At 52.0% G+C, this 16919-nt stretch carries 18 protein-coding genes (1 of these 18 running past the window's edge); 3 read left to right on the top strand and 15 right to left on the bottom strand.

Going from position 1 to position 16919, the window contains the following annotated elements; translation table 11 throughout:
• The 6 genes from gyrA to CPAR_RS00470 form a co-directional block, all read right to left on the bottom strand.
• A protein-coding gene (gyrA, locus tag CPAR_RS00495; protein WP_012501359.1) for a DNA gyrase subunit A crosses the window boundary here: on the bottom strand, positions 1-1997 show its 5' portion. Its footprint begins 484 nt before the window's first position; only the first 1997 of its 2481 coding nucleotides appear in the window; it begins with the start codon at positions 1995-1997; the stop codon falls past the left edge of the window.
• A gap of 100 nt (positions 1998-2097) precedes the next feature.
• Entirely contained in the window at positions 2098-2535 is a 438-nt protein-coding gene (gene rsfS, locus CPAR_RS00490; protein ID WP_012501358.1) for a ribosome silencing factor, read from the bottom strand.
• A 188-nt stretch (positions 2536-2723) separates the two neighbouring features.
• Entirely contained in the window at positions 2724-3401 is a 678-nt protein-coding gene (gene tsaB, locus CPAR_RS00485) for a tRNA (adenosine(37)-N6)-threonylcarbamoyltransferase complex dimerization subunit type 1 TsaB (protein ID WP_012501357.1), read from the bottom strand.
• Between the two features lie 9 nt (positions 3402-3410).
• Positions 3411-3854, bottom strand: coding sequence for a tRNA (adenosine(37)-N6)-threonylcarbamoyltransferase complex ATPase subunit type 1 TsaE (tsaE, locus tag CPAR_RS00480; RefSeq protein WP_012501356.1), 444 nt, complete (start codon positions 3852-3854; stop codon positions 3411-3413).
• Positions 3851-5134 carry a DUF1015 domain-containing protein gene (locus CPAR_RS00475; protein ID WP_012501355.1) on the bottom strand — a complete coding sequence of 428 codons (1284 nt, stop codon included), beginning with the start codon at positions 5132-5134 and terminating at the stop codon, positions 3851-3853. Before CPAR_RS00475 ends, tsaE begins: the two co-directional genes overlap by 4 nt.
• Before the next feature lie 20 nt (positions 5135-5154).
• Positions 5155-5883, bottom strand: coding sequence for a segregation and condensation protein A (locus CPAR_RS00470; protein ID WP_012501354.1), 729 nt, complete (start codon positions 5881-5883; stop codon positions 5155-5157).
• Between the two features lie 407 nt (positions 5884-6290).
• On the opposite strand from CPAR_RS00470, the gene CPAR_RS00465 reads away from it, so the two are divergent.
• Complete coding sequence (locus tag CPAR_RS00465; RefSeq protein WP_041466079.1) at positions 6291-6836, top strand: tetratricopeptide repeat protein; 546 nt, start codon at positions 6291-6293, stop codon at positions 6834-6836.
• A gap of 118 nt (positions 6837-6954) precedes the next feature.
• Here CPAR_RS00465 and CPAR_RS00460 read toward each other — a convergent pair whose 3' ends face one another.
• Together CPAR_RS00460 and CPAR_RS00455 are read right to left on the bottom strand one after the other, a co-directional pair.
• A complete protein-coding gene (locus CPAR_RS00460; RefSeq protein ID WP_012501352.1) occupies positions 6955-7296 on the bottom strand; it encodes a P-II family nitrogen regulator in 342 nt (113 codons plus the stop codon).
• An 11-nt stretch (positions 7297-7307) separates the two neighbouring features.
• A complete protein-coding gene (locus CPAR_RS00455) occupies positions 7308-8639 on the bottom strand; it encodes an ammonium transporter (RefSeq protein ID WP_041466210.1) in 1332 nt (443 codons plus the stop codon).
• Between the two features lie 45 nt (positions 8640-8684).
• On the opposite strand from CPAR_RS00455, the gene CPAR_RS10875 reads away from it, so the two are divergent.
• Both CPAR_RS10875 and CPAR_RS00450 read left to right on the top strand, forming a co-directional pair.
• On the top strand, positions 8685-8825 hold the full coding sequence (locus CPAR_RS10875; RefSeq protein WP_156773331.1) for a hypothetical protein: 141 nt from the start codon (positions 8685-8687) through the stop codon (positions 8823-8825).
• Between the two features lie 230 nt (positions 8826-9055).
• Positions 9056-9328 (top strand): RNA recognition motif domain-containing protein, encoded by a 273-nt coding sequence (locus CPAR_RS00450; RefSeq protein ID WP_012501350.1) that lies wholly within the window; start codon positions 9056-9058, stop codon positions 9326-9328.
• Positions 9329-9409: 81 nt separating this feature from the next.
• Here CPAR_RS00450 and CPAR_RS00445 read toward each other — a convergent pair whose 3' ends face one another.
• From CPAR_RS00445 to csm3, 7 genes are all read right to left on the bottom strand, one after another.
• Positions 9410-10351: a TIGR01777 family oxidoreductase gene (locus tag CPAR_RS00445; RefSeq protein WP_012501349.1), complete on the bottom strand. Its 942-nt coding sequence runs from the start codon at positions 10349-10351 to the stop codon at positions 9410-9412.
• Positions 10352-10729: 378 nt separating this feature from the next.
• Positions 10730-11521 carry a CRISPR-associated endoribonuclease Cas6 gene (gene cas6, locus CPAR_RS00440; protein WP_012501348.1) on the bottom strand — a complete coding sequence of 264 codons (792 nt, stop codon included), beginning with the start codon at positions 11519-11521 and terminating at the stop codon, positions 10730-10732.
• 26 nt (positions 11522-11547) lie between these two features.
• Positions 11548-13083 (bottom strand): hypothetical protein, encoded by a 1536-nt coding sequence (locus tag CPAR_RS00435; protein WP_012501347.1) that lies wholly within the window; start codon positions 13081-13083, stop codon positions 11548-11550.
• Complete coding sequence (locus tag CPAR_RS00430; RefSeq protein ID WP_012501346.1) at positions 13080-14573, bottom strand: RAMP superfamily CRISPR-associated protein; 1494 nt, start codon at positions 14571-14573, stop codon at positions 13080-13082. The genes CPAR_RS00435 and CPAR_RS00430 overlap by 4 nt, the downstream gene beginning before the upstream one ends.
• Positions 14574-14614: 41 nt before the next feature.
• Entirely contained in the window at positions 14615-14929 is a 315-nt protein-coding gene (locus tag CPAR_RS00425; RefSeq protein ID WP_012501345.1) for a hypothetical protein, read from the bottom strand.
• A 1-nt stretch (position 14930) separates the two neighbouring features.
• Positions 14931-16031 carry a type III-A CRISPR-associated RAMP protein Csm4 gene (gene csm4 / locus CPAR_RS00420; RefSeq protein WP_012501344.1) on the bottom strand — a complete coding sequence of 367 codons (1101 nt, stop codon included), beginning with the start codon at positions 16029-16031 and terminating at the stop codon, positions 14931-14933.
• A gap of 13 nt (positions 16032-16044) precedes the next feature.
• A complete protein-coding gene (gene csm3, locus CPAR_RS00415) occupies positions 16045-16914 on the bottom strand; it encodes a type III-A CRISPR-associated RAMP protein Csm3 (protein WP_012501343.1) in 870 nt (289 codons plus the stop codon).
• Positions 16915-16919: the final 5 nt, after the last annotated feature.

Here is a 16919-nt window from a genome sequence, read left to right as displayed (position 1 = left end):
TAGCCCGAGCTCTTGGCCAGAATAACCTGATGGTCGCCGTCGGTCAAGCGCGCCTCGATCAGTTCATCGCCCTCCTCGATCGTAATGGCGTTGATGCCGGTACGTCGCGGATTGGAGTACTGCTTGAGATCGGTCTTCTTGACGATGCCGTTGGCCGTAGCCATGATGATGAAGTGCGGATCGTCGAAGTTCCGGATGTTGATGTAGGTGCGGATCTTCTCGCCGGGCGGCAGCTCCATGATGTTGGCCAGCGAACGGCCACGCGCCGAACGTCCCGCCTCCGGAATTTCGTACACCTTGAGCCAGTAGCAACGACCAGCCGTGGTGAAGAAGAGGATATAGTTGTGCGTCGAAGCGATGAACATGTGCTCGATGAAATCCTCGTTCTTCGCCTGCGCTCCGGCAACGCCGCGTCCACCGCGATGCTGACGGCGATAGCCCGAAACCGGGAAGCGCTTGATGAAGCCGTCGTGGGTGATGGTAATGACCACATCCTCCTGGGCGATCATGTCCTCGATCGAGAAGTCGCCCTCCTGAGGACGCATCTCGGTGCGGCGTTCGTCGCCGTAAACCTCGCTGACCTTGAGCAGCTCCTCCTTGATAATTTCCATCTGCTTGGCCGGGCTCGCGAGAATCGATTTCAGCTCTTCGATAAGCGCCATCGTCTGCTTGTACTCGTCGTCGATTTTCTGGCGCTCCATGCCGGTCAGGCGCTGCAAGCGCATTTCGAGAATCGCCTTGGCCTGCACTTCGGTCAAGCCGAAACGGTCGATCAGGCGGCTCTGCGCAGTAGGAGTATCGGGAGACTGGCGAATGGTGGTGATCACCTCGTCGAGATTGTCGAGGCAGATCTTGAGACCTTCGAGGATGTGCGCACGCTTTTCGGCTGCGTTGAGATCGTATTGCGTACGGCGCAGCACGATTTCGTTGCGATGCCGGATGTAGTACTGCATCATCTCCTTGAGATTGAGCACTCTCGGCACACCATCGACCAGAGCCAGCATGATAACGCCGAAGGTATCCTGCATCGGAGTGTGCTTGTAGAGGTGATTCAGCACCACCTTCGGCACGGCGTCGCGCTTCAGCTCGATCACCAGACGCATACCTTCACGGTCGGACTCGTCGCGGATGTCGGCGATGCCCTCGATCTTCTTGTCGTGCACCAGCTCGACAATCTTCTCGATAAGCCTGACCTTGTTGACCTGATAGGGAAGTTCGGTAACGATGATCGACTCGCGACCATTCTTCTGCGTCACCTCGACGACGGCCCTGGCCCGGATAACCACCTTGCCGCGACCGGTCAGGTAGGCCTGACGAACACCTTCGTAGCCGTAGATGATGCCTCCGGTCGGGAAGTCGGGCGCAGTCACATATTTCATGAGATCGGTGATCTCGATCTCCGGATCGTCGATCATGGCGATCAGTCCGCTGACCACCTCGCGCATGTTATGCGGCGGAATATTGGTTGCCATGCCGACCGCGATACCCGAAGCACCGTTCACCAGCAGATTCGGAATCGCCGAGGGAAGCACCGTCGGCTCTTCGAGCGAATCGTCGAAGTTCAGCGCGAAATCGACCGTCTCCTTGTCGAGATCCTTGAGCATTTCGCCTGCGATCGCCTTCATGCGCACCTCGGTGTAACGCATCGCCGCCGGAGAGTCGCCATCGACCGAACCGAAGTTACCCTGGCCGTCGATCAGAGGATAGCGCAGCGAGAAGTCCTGCACCATGCGAACAAGGCTGTCGTAAACAGCCGAGTCACCATGCGGATGATACTTACCGAGCACCTCACCGACCACGCGAGCCGATTTCTTGTGAGGCTTGTTTGACTGGAGACCAAGCTCGTGCATACCGTACAGCACACGGCGATGCACCGGCTTCAGGCCGTCGCGCACATCAGGCAGCGCTCGACTGACGATGACCGACATTGAATAATCGAGATAGGCATCCCGCATTTCCTCTTCAATGCTGATCGGCAATATCTTTTCGCGCTGCATAATCGATACCCTGACTTTGATTTACCGTGACAAACAACGGCTTAATGTATGAAATAGCTCGTAAAAACATAAAGCTCTTTCCCTCCGGCAAGCGATCGCTTCAGCCTTCGGACGGCTCTGAAAATTCATTGGACTCCGGCAGTGTGACCGTGCTCACCTTGGCATCCGACCAGAGCGACTCCAGATCATAAAAACGGCGATCGTCCGGCTGAAAAACATGCACGACCACATCGATGTAGTCGATCAGCACCCAGTGAAGCGTATCGAGCCCCTCGACGTGCGCCGGGCGCTCGTCCTCTTCGCGAAGCTCATCGACAATGAACTCGGCAATAGCTTTGCTCTTTCGCTCCGAGTCGGCGGTAATAATGACAAAAAAATCGGTGACACTCGTCAGGCCCCGAACATCAAGAATCTTGACCTCTTCACCTTTCTTTTCAAGCGACAATTCAGCAACTCTCCTGGCAAGCAGTTCACTCATAGCCACTTCGCGGGCTTCAACCCCGGAAGAGGCGGCATGTTCCGAACGGGACATAAACATCCGTTTTGATGATAAAAAATCGTTCTGGCGAGAAGCATTCCCGCGTCATAATATAGTCAATAATGGGCTCGTTTGAACACCTTTATTTATGGGCAAATGAGAAATTGAAATGCTTTTTTACAAAATAGTTACATCGGACGATACGTTCTTTTGAAACCATGCAAGTCAAAGAAAAAACACAGGTTGCATCATGAGCGCGCCTGTTTGGGCACAAACGCCTGGCGATACTCGGGCGTCGCATCGGTGCTCGATTCGCCACCGCCTGCCGCGAACGCCTGTTCGGCAAAAGGCAACAGCGCAGATGCGGTGAAAAACGAAGCCTCGATGCAGCGGGAAGCAAGCTGCGGAACCTCATCGGCAAGCGTTTGGACACCCCGCCCGACAATGACGAACGCTCCGCCAAGCGAAGCCAGACGACCGGGCAATTTGGCGGCATCGCAACGGAAGTTCTCGATCTCGGTCAGCGCTTTGCCGTCGCGCCGGTAGATCGCCGCGAAATACTCGCCTGCCCTGGATGGAATAACCGGCACGAGGTTGGCAGCCTCGGTATGCGGCAGGGCTGCGGAAGCCAGCGCGATCATGGTAGGAACCGGCAAGAGCGGCAAATCCGCACCGAAAGCGATTCCCTTAGCCACCGACATGCCGATGCGCAGGGCGGTGAACGAACCGGGACCGGAGGAGACCGCGACGCCATCGAGTTCAGCGGCGGACGGAATCCCCGCCTCCGCCATAACCTGCATCACCAGCGGCACCAGCGCTTCGGCGGTTTTCTGCCACTCGGCGAGGCGCTGTTCAACAATGGTGCCGTCTCGGCTGACCGCGACGCTGGCAAATCCGTGGGTGCACTCGATGGCAAGAATCTTCATGGACTCAACTCAACTGATGACGATTTTCCGCTGCTCGTCGCCGGTAATGAGCAGCTCCACCCGACGGGTGTAGCGCCGGTCGAGCGACGAAAAACGCTCGCCCCACTCGACCACCGACAGAAACGGCCCCGAAAGATAGTCGTCGAACCCCGCCGCGTCAAGCTCCTTTTCCGATTCGATCCGATACAGGTCGAAATGGTGTAGTTCGACCGGGCGGCCACGCATCGAGCCCTCGTAGATATTCATCAGCGAAAAGGTGGGGCTGGAGAGCTGCTCCTCGCAGCCGAACACTTCGGCGATGCCCCGCATGAACTCGGTCTTGCCCGCGCCAAGCGTCCCGGTCAGGCAAACCGTCTGGCCCGGCCCGAGCCCGGAAGCGAACCGCCGCGCATACTCGCGGGTCTCGTCAGCCGAATGCGACAGAAACTCGCCCCTCATCTCCTGAGCCATCATGCATCCCCCTCCAGAGAGCGGAACACCATGCCGGTCATCACCTTGGGATAGAACCATGTCGATTTCTGCGGCATCGCCTCACCCGACTGCGAGACCGACATCACCTGCTCGGCTCCGGTTGGTCGAAGCACGATGCCGACCTGCGCCTTGCCCGACGCAACGGCGTCAAACACCTCATCCATACGGTTGGCGTAGGTCAGGTTGCTCTCCTTCTCGACCGCCTCGGCCTCGATGCCAAGCATCTGGCCAAGTACGAGGTCGTGCAGCACCACCACATCGAGCCCCTGCAACGCCTCGGGCACCGGCCCCGACAACACTTCCGAAGGCTTCGCATCGAGCGAAACGCCGAGCACCATCTCCGGCAGCACAATTCCGTAGCACGGCTGCTGTCCGCCGGTGGCGAGAAACTCGTCGAGCGCCCCCCTGCCGGGCAGCTCCCAGACGGTAAACGCGCGATCGAGACTCGCGATGAAAGCTTCGGGATCGAACGATTCCAGTCCGTGCACCAGGCGATGAATCGGCAGGATCAGCAGCCCCTCGTCGTAGATGTTCGACAAATAGGCCATGATATAGTTATAAGGCTCACGCCCCGTATGGCCGGGATTGGCGGCAGCCCGTTCGTTCCTGTACGCCAGCCCGGTTTCATAGCGATGATGCCCGTCGGCGATGTACACCTTCAGCGCATCGAGTTTGGCGGCGAACCGGGCGATCAGCGCCGGATCGCTCATGCGCCACATGCGACTCCGCACCCCGTCGAACTCGGCATCGAGAACCGGCTCGCGCCCTTCGACGAACTCATATAGCAGCTTGTCGGTGCGTTGGGACTGATCGGCATACAGCCCGAAAATGCTGCTGAGGTTCGCCTTGGTCTCACGAAACATCTTCAGCCGGTCGGCCTTCGGCCCGGAAAGCGTCCGCTCGTGCGGCAGCACCTTCTGCTCGGAGGGCTCATACAGTCGCAGCGCAGCGAACAGCCCCTTGCGCGTGCGGCTTACGCCCTGCTCGTCCTCGAAGGTCTGAAAGCAGGGGTAGAGCGCGGGCTCATCGTCCTGCACAAGGACCGATGCGGCAAGCCATTCGTGGAGCCGGGCTGCCGCAGCGGCATAGCGGTCGGCTTCGGCAGGCAACTCCAGACGAACCGCATTGTAATCCGAACTCTCGTACAGCGCTCGCTGCAGGTCGGCAGATATGGCGTCGTAAGGCGGGCAGATAAGCTTCGAGGCTTCGCTGGCGACATCGGGGCCGTAAACAATCCCCTTGAACGGCACAATCTCGGGCATGGGCTTATGGGTTTAGGCGGTTAATCGACGGGCTCTCGCTGTGAAATCCAGAAATCGTTGACCCCCTCCTTGATGATGACGGAAATTTTATTGTTCCGACACAATTCGAGCACGGCCAGAAAGGTGACGACAATCACAATCGCCTCGCGCAGTTCATCGAACAGGGAGGTGAAGGAAACCTGCACCCGCTCACCGAGGCGCGTCATGATGAGGGCGCTCTGCTGCTCGATGGTCACCGGCGCGTCTGAAACGTTCTGCGTCCTCGTTTTCGGCATGTTGTCGATCACCGACTGGTAGGCCAGCATGAGGTGGTACAGCGTCGGACGGTTGACCGGTTCGTCCATCTCGTCGATCACCTCCGGTTCCAGCTCCTCGAACACGCCGCGCGGAAACATCCGCTCACGATCCAGACCCAGCAACTCAAGCTCGGAAGCCCCCTCTTTGATGCGCTTGTATTCGAGGAGCCGCTGCACCAGCTCGGTTCTCGGGTCGAACTCGCCATCGTCGCCAGCCTCGGGCTCCGGACGAGGAAGCAGCATTCGCGCCTTGATGCTCATGAGCATCGAGGCCATGTAGATGAACTCGGCGGCGACCTCAAGATTCAGCCGCTGCATGGCATGGATGTAGGCGATGAAGTCGCCGGTAATCTTTGAAACCGGAATATTGTAGATGTCAAGCTCGTCACGCTTGATAAAAAACAGGAGAAGGTCGAGCGGGCCTTCGAACTCTTCCAGACTGATGCGGAACATGCAGTACCTGTTGATTTCGAATTGAGATGTGGGCAGACAACGATGCCTTCTGAAGAGCTTTCAGTAAGGCGATGCTACCGTTTTCAAGAGATCGCCATACAGCGCCGGCCTTGACGGAAGGCCAATCCGAAGCGCCGCAGCTCTCCGCGTACCCCTACAAGGTAAAGACTTTCCGTTTAAATTTTTGAACCACGATCGGTATTTTTACCCCGACGGCCCTCGTTTGCCGCAATAACGCCGAACTCTCCCGCGCCACTTGACGCTCAGGAAGTTCGACAGCAAAGCAAACGGAGCACGGAAACCGGAATCCCCGACAAACCGGGATGCGAACTTGTTGCCACCCGATGCCGTTATCGGTGTTCGGAACCAATCCATAAAACACCCTCCATTCATTCGATCACTTCCTTATGAAGCGCCGTGCTGCTACACCCATGCTTGCCTTCGCCATCCTGGCCTCGCTCGCCTCGCCGTGCGCGGCACAATCGGCCGAGGAGTACTACAACCAGGCGCTCTCAAAGCAAAAAGCTGGAGAGCTGGAAGAGGCAGTGCGCCTTTACACCAAAGCCATCAACAAAGATGATCGCATGATCATGGCCTACCAGATGCGGGGTGCGGCATGGCAGAAAATGCGGCAATTACAGCAGGCCTTCGACGATTACACCATCCTTATCGAGCAGGACGATCCCTACTTCCGGGCCGTCGGCTACTTCAATCGCGGCATCGTCAACGACATCGCAGGCCGTCACACCGAAGCGATCAGCGACTTCACTGGAGCCTTGAAGATCGACTGGAAAATGGGAGCAGCCTATTTCCACAGAGCCGTCGCCCGCCTCAAGAGCAGAGACAGCACCGGTGCTTTCAAAGATTTACACCAGGCCGCCCGGCGCGGTGACACCGATGCAAAAAAATGGCTCGACCTCCTTTCGCCCAGCTGGCGAGAAGCGAAACCATGAACACCGCCAAGCCTGAACGCATTTGAGCTGAAAAGCAGAAGCCGCCGGAGAACGTCTGTCTCCCGGCGGCTTCTGCTTTCATTAGATAATCGGTGCACGAACCGTGCTGAATCAAGGCTCAGATAGCGCTTCCTCCGCGCTCGTCAGTCCTGATCCTGATGCACTGCTCCAGCGGCGTAACGAAAATCTTGCCGTCGCCGATTTTGCCAGCGGCATGCCGCGCGGCTTCGATGATGGTATCGATGGTGGTATCGACATATTGATCGTTGACGGCGATATCCAGACGCACCTTCGGAATAAGGTTCGGAGCGATTTTCTGGCCACGATAATACTCGATATCCTCCTGGCGGCCGTGGCCGCTCACGCGGCTGACCGTAATTCTGGTAATATCGGCCTGTATCAGCGCTTCGCGAACGTGGTCAAGCCTGTCCGGAGGAATGATAGCGGTAATAAGTTTCATACTGTTTTCTATCAGTTAGGATTGATAAGGCCGTATCCCTGCTCACCGTGCATGCTGTGGTCAAGGCCGGACATTTCATCGCTTTCGCCGATACGCAAACCGACGGTTTTTTCCACAATCACCAGCAGCACCAGCGAAACGACAGCGGCAAACACCACCGTAACGCCCACCGCCGTAGCCTGAACACCGAGCTGCTGCCACACCGTCCAGGAACCGCCGGCAGCTTCAGCAGCCTCGGCCATCCAGGAGGGACGAATGAAAAAGGTGAGGAAAAGAGCGCCGACAATACCACCGACACCGTGCACGCCGAACGCATCGAGGCTGTCATCGTAACCGAGCTTGTTTTTGAGCGTAATGGCCATGTAGCAGATCAGAGCAGCAATGGCGCCCAGCGCGAATGCACCGAAAGGCGGCACAACCCCGGCGGCCGGAGTGATTGCAACCAGACCGGCAAGAATGCCCGATGCCACGCCAAGACTGGTGGCCTTGCCGTAGTGAACGAGCTCAACCATCATCCAGGTGAACGCACCGGCAGCGGCGGCCATCTGGGTCACGGTCAGGGCACGGGCGGTGGCAAGATCGCTCGAAATGGCGCTGCCGGCGTTGAAGCCGAACCAGCCAACCCAAAGCAGACCGGCGCCCATCAGGGTCATGACCAGATTGTTCGGATGCATCACATTCCTCGGGTAACCACGGCGGGCGCCGAGGTACAGCGCGGCAACCAGCGCCGTAACACCGGACGAAATATGAACCACCGTGCCACCTGCGAAGTCGATCGCACCGGCAGCACCGAGGTTGAACAGAAAGCCGTCAGCAGCCCACACCCAGTGGCAGATCGGCGTATAGACCACGATGCTCCAGAGCGCGATGAACAGAAGGTAGCCCTTGAAATTGACACGCTCGGCAAACGCACCGGCAATCAGCGCCGGAGTGATGATGGCAAACTTGCCCTGGAACATGGCGAATACATATTCAGGAATATGGCTGTCCATAATCGCGTTATCGATACCCTGCAACATGAAATAGTCGCTGTTCCAGCCAACCAGTCCACCAAGAATATTGGGGCCAAAGCTCAGCGCATAACCCACCGCAGGCCAGATCACGCCGATAATCACCATAGCGGCAAAGCTGTGCATCATGGTACCAAGAACGTTTTTCGTCCGGACAAGGCCACCATAGAACATGGCCAGACCTGGCACCATCAGCAACACCAGTGCCGTGGAAGTCAGCATCCATGACGTCGTACCGGTATCCGAAGTCACACTTTCGGCAGCCCATCCGGTATTGTGAGCCATCATCAGCGCAAACAGAACAAGCAGTGATGATCTCAGTTTGTTACCCATAAACATCCCGTCTTATTCGATTAATAAATCCTAAAAATTTTATGAATGAGTGTTGATAATAACGATTCATTTAAGGCGAAACAAGAATTACAAGCAACTTTCTTACGAAATAGTAGAAAAAGGCGGAAAAACCGACATTCAGGAATTTTTCTGGCCGAAGAAGATGAAATGAAAAAAGAGGCTTGAAGAGAGAGAAAGGGAACGCAAAAGGAGAAAAAAGAGAACTTGTCCGGCTTAAAAAACATCAAGAATTAATCAAGCCGAAACGTTTTTCTTTTTGAAAAGGATAGTTTATTGAGGTAAATTGCATCTTAATTAATTAGCCAGTGGTTGGCTGATCGCTTGACGGATGATTGGTGCTTTGGTTATCCGATGGCGAAATTCTCTATCGAAGCACATGTTTCTACCGTCCCACAATGAATATTTACATTGGCAATCTGCCGTACAGCGTTTCGGAAGATGACTTACGCGATGCGTTCTCTGAGTTCGGGCAGGTGCACAGCGCCAACATCATTACCGACAAGTTTTCAGGCCGTTCCAAAGGCTTCGGATTTGTCGATATGCCGAACGACGGCGAGGCTCGTGAAGCGATCGACGCCATGAACGACAAAGACTTCAAAGGCCGCACCATAAAAGTCAACGAGGCAAGGCCGCGCGAAGAGAGGCCGATGAGAAGAGAGCGCTACTAATAGCGGTTTTTCTCTCGTCAAAAAGCTCATGCGGGCAGGCTCACAAGGCCTGGCCCGCTTTTTTTATGCCTCTCCGGAACTTCAAATCTTTCTGGAAATGAGATCGGCAAGCGCATCATGCAGGTGGGCCCAGGCAAACGAAAAGCCATGCTGCTGAAGAAACTCGGGCTTGACGTTCTGCCCTTTGACGGCATACTCCGCACCCTCACCCATGAGTACCTGAACAGCCAGTTTAGGCACCGGAAAAAGTGATGGCCGATGCATCACCGAACCGAGCGCATCCGCAAAGTCTTTCATGTTCACCGGATCGGGAGCAACGGCATTGATCGGGCCGTGAAACTCTTCCTTGTCAAGCGCTTCGAGAATGATTTCCACCTCGTCATCGAGATGAATCCACGAAATGCACTGCTGGCCTGAACCGATCGATCCGCCGATAAAAAAGTCGAACGGCGTCATCATCTTCTGTAACATCCCCCCCTTGCTGGAAAGCACGATGCCCGTCCTCAGGCGTATTACCCGAATACCGAGTTGCTCAGCCGGAAGCGCTTCCTTTTCCCAGTCGAAACAGATTTGGGCCAGAAAATCCTTTCCTGGAGCCCCAGATTCGCCAAGCTGCGGCGTATCCTGACACCGCTCGAACGAGCCGTAGTAACCGATGGCCGAGGATGAGAGAAAAACCTTCGGCTTGGCCGAAGCGGCCGTCATAGCTGCAACCAGCGCCCGGGTACCGTCGATGCGGGAATCGTAACAGGCCTTCTTGTGCTCTTCGGTCCACCGCGCCTCAAGCAACGGCTTGCCTGCAAGATGAATTACGCCGTACGCACCGTCGATCCATTTGGTCCACTCGCCCGTCGCCATGTCAGAATCCCAGTGCACATAAGCTGCGGCGCCAGGCACCTTGGCTTTCGCCGCCTCTGTGGAACGCGCAAACACAACAACCTTGCGTCCTGAAGTGATGAGCCGCTTCGCAACCTCTTTGCCGATAACACCGGTCGCTCCCGTAATGACGATATGGCCGTCCATAACTGTATGATTTAAATGAAAATCCGGCAACAGGATTGTATGCCTATTCGTCAGTTAACCGGAGGAGGAAAGGAAATAATTCCCGAAGGGAGGAAATGGGAGTGACTTCCGGGAAACCACAGCCTTATCGAAAGCACTGCGGTTTCCCGGTGTGGGATGAAAATAAAGTCAGTAACTTTGCCCCGCTGTAAGGCAGAAAATTCAGGGGGTCGAAATCTTTGGAAATAAATAAAGTTGGTAACTTTCTGGCGCCTGACCACAGAACACCACCAATTCTCTGCAAATAGAGTTGGTAACTTTCTGCCAAAAACATCGAGAGACTGTATAAAGCCACCGAAACGCCTCCAACCCTGAGTTATTATAAATGGGGCATGTTTGTCAATTGATCGCCTTGACCATGCCGAACCCTTGGGCATTCTTCTCGCCGAAGCCGCATTCGTAGCCGACCTCGATCAATTCCGTTGGAGCTACCAAACGAAACGGCGCAAGCGTACCCTTTACCTTTGACTCGTCGCTCCGCCCCTCTTTCAGGGTAATCAGCTTCTGCACCTTGCCATGTACCTTAGCCACATAATCCCGATCAAGCTCGAACATGACATCATTTTCGTCGCAGGCAATCGGCTTGCCGTGCAGAACCTCGTACTTCCGGCAAAGGTTGGCTACCAGCACCCGCTTGAAATCAGGATCGCCCGGAAACAGATATTGGGGATACTGATCCGCTTCGCTCTTTGTCGCACACACCAGCGGCGAAAGCATCACGAATCGCATATCGCCTGAAAACAGAGGCGCATCGAGCTTCCTGACCGTCTCCACTCTGAAGCGCTCCTTGCCCACTGAAACAAACGGCTCGTGCAGCAGGCCAAGAATCAGATGCTCGATGAACTCTTCTTTCGGTGAGGAGATTGTCAGATAGAGCCTCTTTTCACCGGTACTCATCGTCCCGTTTTCGTGCATCACCCATTTACGGTGATGCCCCGGATTCAGCGGCGAAAAGGTAAACAACTTGAACGCCCGATTCTCCAACCGGTATCCCTGCTCATGCAACCGCTCCGCATACTCGCTCGAACTCCTGTCGATGACGTTATAGATCAGGGAAGAGATCAGGGAGGAGTGATTGATCGGCACCGTCACAAACGAACGGCGATGCGAAAGTTCGAGGGTTATGCGCATGGGTGAGGGCGCTTTTCAGCGATTGGTTAAGGCTTGTAAAGCTCAAGATTTTCGTTAAGCGAGCAAAAGGATAGAGATTGCTTATACTCATTGATTAACCCTTCTGCTAAACCGTGTTTATTTACAAACAAAAAGAATAATTCATCAACAACTTCACGCATGCATTCAGCATCGATTTTGATATCTGAATTTTCACTTGAAGAGATGCAATTATAATGAGCGATTGCATTTCTAGCCTTATTTACATTTTCATTGAGGCGTTCACCAAAGCCTGGAGCATTAAAATAAAATGGGTTGTCTTTAAAAAGAACGCGCCTTAGGTCTCCAAGCATTTTTATGCCTTTACAATTCCTTTTCTGCTTGAGCTCATTCCAATCTTTTTTGCAGCAGAAGCGTAACAATATCTCGACAGACTGCGCATAGCAGAGGATAGCTGTGCTATGCTTTTCATGCTCATATGCATCAGACCCACGACGGTATCTATCAATTGCCAAAGCCAACGCAAGTTGAGCGCTTTGTTGGTTATTGATGTTTTGATCGGCTTCTAAAGTAGAGCACTTGGCAAGCTCTTCAAGAACATTGCTGTGGTGTTTATCGCATCCTTTAAAAGGCTTATCCTTAGCTTTTTGGTAATCAAATATTCGCCACTCTGTGTAACACTCAGCTGCTTTTTTCACTAATTCAAGCTGATTAATTTTTTCAGTAAGGCGGTACTTTTTTGCAATCTCTGGTTTTAGCTTGTCTATGCATAGTTTAATAAACTTTACAACAGCAGGGAAATCAGCTTTATCCCAAAACTCTTTAATAAGCTTCTCTTCACGCACACCGAACACTTTGTAAGGATTTTCCAGCTTGTTTAGGAATTCTGACCCCCAAACAGGAAAGCCTTTATCAGTGTCATAGCTTGCATAATCAACATAGTAGATTGCGACCTTTTCAAAGAGTGAGGCTGCAAGAAAAGCGGATGCATCCATAGACTTTTTCCCGCCGGTAACGTCTATGGCGACTCGTTCAGGTGAAGAGGCTTTCGTGATTGCATCGCGCACGACTGAAAAAACGTGAGGCGCATCGGCAACTTCGAGAATTTCTTGATCGATTTTGGGATTGTAACCATCGCCATGACAAGCGATAAGTGCTTGAAGACGATCAAAAGCGTTCACATCTTTACTTCCTATCAAAGAGCTCTCTTTCGAGAAAAGGAAAAGCAAGTTTTTCGGTCTGAGAGTCAATACTGTGTGCATGATAGGCTCCAGCGAAAAACCTACAATCGACATCAAAAGGTCACAAGAGTCACCTTCGTCTGTTGGATAATCGATTGAGTATAGAGCACGAAAGGCCTTTAGCGATTTACTAAAGGGTGATTTGAAAAAGGTTTTGTTATCTGGATGAAACTCAGCATTAACGCCAAAATATTTAGTAATCCTTTTTTCTGAATCTGCATGGTTAGATATATTATCTTGGTCATCGCTAAGGTTTCTAAGTAAGTTCCGCCATTGAACCTTTTCAGGTTCGTTTTTTGAAAGCTTTTCAACTCGCCTATTGATATATATAGCGTCAATCATGGTTTGCCTCTGTAGGTTGCATTCCTAAGTGATTTCTTGCCTTTTTTCCCTTGTTGTTCATTAAGTTGCACAAACACAACCACACCTTTTTTGAATTGAGTGTTCTGGAGATCCTGAAGCTCCATGATTTTCAGATTGGTGTTAGAGTTCTGATACTCACCTTCTTCAATTTTGATCTTAATTGGAAAACTTTCGTCATCCATTATAGTTGCACGAACGCAACCGGGTGGTGCAGGTTCTGTTGCTTGCCGTTTGGCTTCAGCGTTGGCCGACGCATCTTTAGCTTTAGCTATGTTGCTTCCGAGATAACGGAGCGTGCACCAGCCTAATGGGTGAAGAGCTTTATCCTCTTGATTTCTGTTGTTATTCCCATTTACCTTTTCGGTCTGCAAGCATCTCGATTGTGGTGCAACCGTTTCATCACGAGGGTTCATCAAGTCTCTGGATCGTTTTCTGTCTTTCTCATCGAGATGGAGAAATTGGGTTTTCGTCATCATCCCACCGCCCCAACCCAGACGAAACAGCTGAGCCCCCTCTTGTCCCTCAAGCTCCGCAGAACGCAGTAACTCTTCGTACCACTTTTTCACAGCATGCACAGGACCAACGTGAGTTGCTTTTCCATAAAAGTCGAGTTCCTCTCTCGCTACCGCATAAAAGAACTCGCTCACTGTTTTCAAGATATTTTCAATTGATTGGAGATATGTCGGAATGCTATTTCCAAAAAATTCTCTCGCAAGATCGTGATCAAGAGTAATTCTGAACCAAGCTTTTGTTGTTTTATCAGTAGCCTCAAGTTTGGCAAATGTATTATCTCTTTTCTGAAACCTTTCACCCCTTAAATTGTATGTTGCTATATCGATTTTTTTCCATTTAGCTCTTTCGATAAAGTTAGCATCCGTAATTCTGATGATACGGGAAAGATCTCGATGAATGTCGGTTGCTTTTCCCCACTGCTCATTATATTCCTTGATATACTTTGGCGTGACTAATGCTTTATTGCCTGCAAACTCTGGAGAGAAAGCTGCCAAGGTTATAGAATCGAGCGATGCCTGTGCCAAGGAAGTTGGTGCGTCGTCATCTTTTCGAGAAAAGCGGGAAGCAAACTCTCTCGGCTTCTTTTTCTTATATCTTTCTTTTTCCTCCTCTTGTTTTTGAGGGGATAGCCCTGATAGGCCATTTATATATTCTAATACTTTGGCTTGAGTCCACTCCTCACACCATTGAAACTTATCGTAAGCAAATTTTGAGAATTTGAGTTTTAATCCCATATCAGCATTGAGCATTTTCCATAAAAGTGCATTTCTTATTGCTCCTTTGATGGAGCTGCCTGGCAGGAAACGCTCACCACATCCATTCTGAATAAACTTTTTGTTCTTGTTTGATAAGTGGAGTGTAGTAACCCCCCTGGAAAGACGCTCGATCTCGGATTTTTTATTTTTTTCTAACAAGTCAAGATTGTCAAGAAAATACTGAATAGACTTACCCTTCAAACGTTCTTTATCTTGCTTAGGAATATCGTCTAAACTAGAATCTATCTTTGAGCCTGGAACCGAGAAAATTTATCATACAAACCAGCAATCTCTTTTTCGCCACCTTCATTCGCCAATAATTCACTATACAATGCAACATAATCTTTTCCATCCACTAAGATATTACCATCTTTATCATACGTTTTATCATAAATAAATTTACACAACTTATCGTTATCGAGGAGATAGGCTTTGTTTTCATTTGGGAAAAAATACATTCCCTCGCCATAGTCGGGGTCTTTGCCTTTAATGAAGAGAGGGGTGAGCGTTTCCAGCTCGATAATGGCAGTTTCTTTAGATTTTGTTGTCTTATCCATCTCAATCCTCGAAGGTGATCTTGATTGGTACTGAGAACGCATATCCGTAACGATAAACCGGATGTTGGCCTGTCCAATCAGGTGTTTTTGTGGAGGCGGGGGTAATGGTCGCCATTTGTCCTTGCTCTTCAACGGAAAGAACAGTTCCTTCCGAAAGCATGTAAAGGGTTTGGCGTTTGCGTTGCAGGCTCGCCGTCAAGGAGCCTGTCCACCCTTTGCGGAGTACGGTGTCATAGGCAACCAATTTGGTGCTGATGGTTTTTGGGTCGCTCGGCAAACAGAGTGAGAGCAGGCAACGGGCATTTGCACCATCACACTCACGCAGAAAAGCCCATTTTTTGTCATTGCTGCCAATAAGCTCTATCGAATAGTTGACCAACTCGCCACATCCTGAGCTGATGTCTCCGCCAAGTCCACCGGCATCGCGGATAACATCGAGCACCTCTTCCAGCGCTTCCTTGACGCGCTCATCGGATGTTTTCACAAGAACGTACAGCCCTTCGTCATTGTCGTTGGGATTGAGGTAGGAGATGCCGCTATGAAAGAGATTCGATTGGCTTGTTATCCTGTCAAGAGAGGACTGGGGACGAACGTTGTTTTTGCCTGTGGAGCTGAAATCCTTTTCGTTGCCTACTTCGTACCCAACCTGATGCTCAAAAGCTTGCCAATTGGTGAAAGTTTTGTCCGAGAGAAGTCGAGCCTGTTTCAACGCTTTGCCGTAGTTCTCTCTCTCTGAATCTCTCGACTCTTTAGAGTTGCTCGTGGAGAGGTCAAACGGAACGGAGAGGGGTTTAGGCAGCCAATAGCGGCGCATTCCTGAACTTCTGGCAAACGGAAATACTGACGAAATAGTAAAGAGTGGCGGCACGCCAGAAGATGCGCCAGAGCTAGTACTCCCTACGCGAAAGCCTTCGAGAAACTCAGCAAATGAGATGCCTCCGGCAGAGCCAAGAAGCGCCCAGTAGTTTGCAAGCGCTGCCCAAAAGGAGTCCGAATGGATGTAGTCTTGAGATGCCTCTATGCCTACGCCAGAACGGGCTGCTCCCACGCGAAGGGCGTTCTTGAAATAGAGGCGAATGAGGTAGGTTTTTTCGGTATTCATTGCGTTGATGATCTCATGTAGTTGGAGCTTTCGATGGTGCAGGCCCAAACTCCCCGGCTACCTTCGCACCCTTGGTTGCCATCTTTTTGAGGTCATAAAAGCCTTTCGCATCAGGATTCTCACCCAGAATTTCTGATGATTGCTGCTTTGGTTCCAACACGGTAACCTGCAACGGCTTCAGGTGAAATTTTACCTGGCCATGTCCCCGTGCGGTGTTGCCTCCAAGTCCGTCAAACTCTTCAATATCTTTGAGCGCTTCAAGAATATTCTTCAAGTCTTTTTCGAGAGTATCGGTCGGGTTTGGGTGATTTTCGTCCTGCTGAACCCTGTACACCATTGAAAAATCAAACCGCGCTCCTGATGGAACCCGCTCGATGGTTCGGGGCAATGCCTGGGCAGTTATCCTGTCAACGGCAATCTCCATCTTTGCTTCCGTTACCGGTAGATCGGACTCGATGTAACCGTTATTTTTTGTCTCTTCTGTATAAAGTGCGTCCCGAACAATCAAAATAGAAGGGAGTCCTGTGTGCGCATTGCCAAAAACGCGGCACACCTCTGAGTCTTTTGCCTTCTTTTTGTTGCCATCCTCAGCATCTTCTTTCTTGTCATCTTCATAAATCTCCATCCAGATGCCTTTTGTCATCTCTGTCAATGGTTTCCCATTTTTCTTCTCAAGCAGGGAGCGCATTCGTCCTCTGAGCGAGCTGCCCGGGATGTATGGTTCATTTGTTATCGGATTTTTGATGACAGGTGAATCGATTCCTCCCTTGTCGATAGCGTCAGCGGTTCCGCCGATATGCAGGCCGGTGACTGCTTCGATCTCACCATATATTTTGACATAGCCCAAGAGCTTGATCGTTTTTGGCTGTTTTGGATCGCTCATCACTA

It is taken from the genome of Chlorobaculum parvum NCIB 8327 (genome assembly GCF_000020505.1).
GTDB classification, from domain to species: domain Bacteria; phylum Bacteroidota; class Chlorobiia; order Chlorobiales; family Chlorobiaceae; genus Chlorobaculum; species Chlorobaculum parvum_A.
This window is presented reverse-complemented; position numbering and strand designations above follow the sequence as displayed.

Coding starts and splice junctions, on each gene's coding strand:
- CPAR_RS00450 (WP_012501350.1), top strand. CDS start 9,056: ATGAATATTTACATTGGCAATCTGCCGTACAGCGTTTCGGAAGATGAC.
- CPAR_RS00435 (WP_012501347.1), bottom strand. CDS start 13,083: ATGATTGACGCTATATATATCAATAGGCGAGTTGAAAAGCTTTCAAAA.
- csm4 (WP_012501344.1), bottom strand. CDS start 16,031: ATGAATACCGAAAAAACCTACCTCATTCGCCTCTATTTCAAGAACGCC.
- tsaE (WP_012501356.1), bottom strand. CDS start 3,854: ATGATGGCTCAGGAGATGAGGGGCGAGTTTCTGTCGCATTCGGCTGAC.
- CPAR_RS00460 (WP_012501352.1), bottom strand. CDS start 7,296: ATGAAACTTATTACCGCTATCATTCCTCCGGACAGGCTTGACCACGTT.
- cas6 (WP_012501348.1), bottom strand. CDS start 11,521: ATGCGCATAACCCTCGAACTTTCGCATCGCCGTTCGTTTGTGACGGTG.
- CPAR_RS00445 (WP_012501349.1), bottom strand. CDS start 10,351: ATGGACGGCCATATCGTCATTACGGGAGCGACCGGTGTTATCGGCAAA.
- CPAR_RS00425 (WP_012501345.1), bottom strand. CDS start 14,929: ATGGATAAGACAACAAAATCTAAAGAAACTGCCATTATCGAGCTGGAA.
- CPAR_RS00470 (WP_012501354.1), bottom strand. CDS start 5,883: ATGTTCCGCATCAGTCTGGAAGAGTTCGAAGGCCCGCTCGACCTTCTC.
- tsaB (WP_012501357.1), bottom strand. CDS start 3,401: ATGAAGATTCTTGCCATCGAGTGCACCCACGGATTTGCCAGCGTCGCG.
- CPAR_RS10875 (WP_156773331.1), top strand. CDS start 8,685: ATGAGTGTTGATAATAACGATTCATTTAAGGCGAAACAAGAATTACAA.
- CPAR_RS00475 (WP_012501355.1), bottom strand. CDS start 5,134: ATGCCCGAGATTGTGCCGTTCAAGGGGATTGTTTACGGCCCCGATGTC.
- CPAR_RS00455 (WP_041466210.1), bottom strand. CDS start 8,639: ATGGGTAACAAACTGAGATCATCACTGCTTGTTCTGTTTGCGCTGATG.
- rsfS (WP_012501358.1), bottom strand. CDS start 2,535: ATGTTTATGTCCCGTTCGGAACATGCCGCCTCTTCCGGGGTTGAAGCC.
- csm3 (WP_012501343.1), bottom strand. CDS start 16,914: ATGAGCGATCCAAAACAGCCAAAAACGATCAAGCTCTTGGGCTATGTC.
- CPAR_RS00465 (WP_041466079.1), top strand. CDS start 6,291: ATGAAGCGCCGTGCTGCTACACCCATGCTTGCCTTCGCCATCCTGGCC.